Origin of the sequence: Bacteroides sp. ET225 (assembly GCF_024733745.1) — a bacterium.
GTDB lineage: Bacteria > Bacteroidota > Bacteroidia > Bacteroidales > Bacteroidaceae > Phocaeicola > Phocaeicola excrementipullorum.
Map to the genome: position 1 here is coordinate 1 of NZ_JANRHN010000083.1, position 1,415 is coordinate 1,415.

At 42.4% G+C, this 1,415-nt stretch carries 1 protein-coding gene; it reads right to left on the reverse strand.

The genetic code is table 11. The features are described from left to right. Positions 1-78: 78 nt before the first annotated feature. Positions 79-1,371 carry a TolC family protein gene (locus NW212_RS15185; protein WP_258339452.1) on the reverse strand — a complete coding sequence of 431 codons (1,293 nt, stop codon included), beginning with the start codon at positions 1,369-1,371 and terminating at the stop codon, positions 79-81. Positions 1,372-1,415: the final 44 nt, after the last annotated feature.

Below are 1,415 nucleotides of genomic sequence, written 5' to 3' on the forward strand. Positions count from 1 at the left end.
TTCGGTTTGATTATTGCAAGAAACAAGGCAGAAAGCAATCAGAAGAACTAAATTCTTTATTTTCATATCGCATGTTTTTTACCAGTTCCAATAATTATACGCAGCAATCAGCAGCTGACGGTTTGTCTGCAACGTCACATAGTCGCGCTCCGCCTGAATTTTATTTCTCAGCACGGTGATATAGTCCACAACAGAACGTTGCCCGGCTCGTATTTCTTTCAGATAATTGACCAGTACTGTATCGTATTCAGACAATTGCCCGCACAGAGCGTTCAGCCTTTCGCCATACAGCTGCATTTCCGACAGGCATTTTTTCTTGTGTTCTTCATTTTGAAACCGTTCATGTGCCTTATATGCAGAAATAGTTCGCATTTGCACCTGCATCTGCTGCTCTTGCCAGCGTTTCTGCCGCCCGTCAAAAATTGTCCACGACAAAGTCAGGCCGGCATTCCAGCCCAGATGACGGTATACATGGGTATAGTTGCTCACCTGCAGTCCCCCATTGACAAATAGGTTAAGCCTCGGCTTATACTGCAACTTAAAAACACGCAGATTCGCAGCCACATTCAGACTGTCCAACCTGTATTGTTCTAAAAATAAAGAAATAGGATTATTTTTTTTTATTTCAGGAAACAGACAAACTGCATCCAATTCAACTTTTGCAGTGTCTGTTATTCCACAGAGTATGTTTAAATCTGACAGATGCGTACAATAAGATTGCCATGAGGCCGTTTTCAGATCGTAATTCGCAGCTTTCTCTATAGCAAGCAGATGCAGGTCGGACTGCCGCAATATTCCATCTTGCACCAGTTCTTGGACAATAAGTTCTTGTTGCTGCAAAACTCTGCGCACACTGTCGGCTAATCCAACCAGACTTTTGTCCAACAAACAAAGAAGATATTGTTCTGTGACAGTACGCTCCAACTGATGCTTTTCCAGGCGCATATTATTTGACTGGATAGCGGCCTGTATCTCTGTCTGCTTTCTGGAAGCCTCATACAAACCGCCTCCCAGCAAAGGCTGTGTCCATGTAAAGCCTGCATACAAATGACCGCTGCTTTCACCTAAATCATATCCGTAATAGTCTGTTCCGTTTTGCGCATTCCAAAGAAAAGACGTTTTTCCTCCGTCCTTTGAAATAATCGGAACAAAAAGGAATTCTCCATTCAATTCCAATTTAGAGCGAATGTAAACAGCCTTTAAACGCTGTTCCTCCATTTGCTGTATTTCGATGCGCCCCTTGTAATCGTGGAGAAGCGGACTGCTAGTCTTTGCAAACTCTATATAATAAGACAGGTTCCGTGCTGTTTTTTGCCCATACCCGGCAAAGCAGCAAAAGATAACACCCAAAGTAAAGAATAATCGAAGCATATCTATTTCTATTTGGAGCAAAAATAAAAACAGACATTGTAGGA

Coding starts and splice junctions, on each gene's coding strand:
- NW212_RS15185 (WP_258339452.1), bottom strand. CDS start 1,371: ATGCTTCGATTATTCTTTACTTTGGGTGTTATCTTTTGCTGCTTTGCC.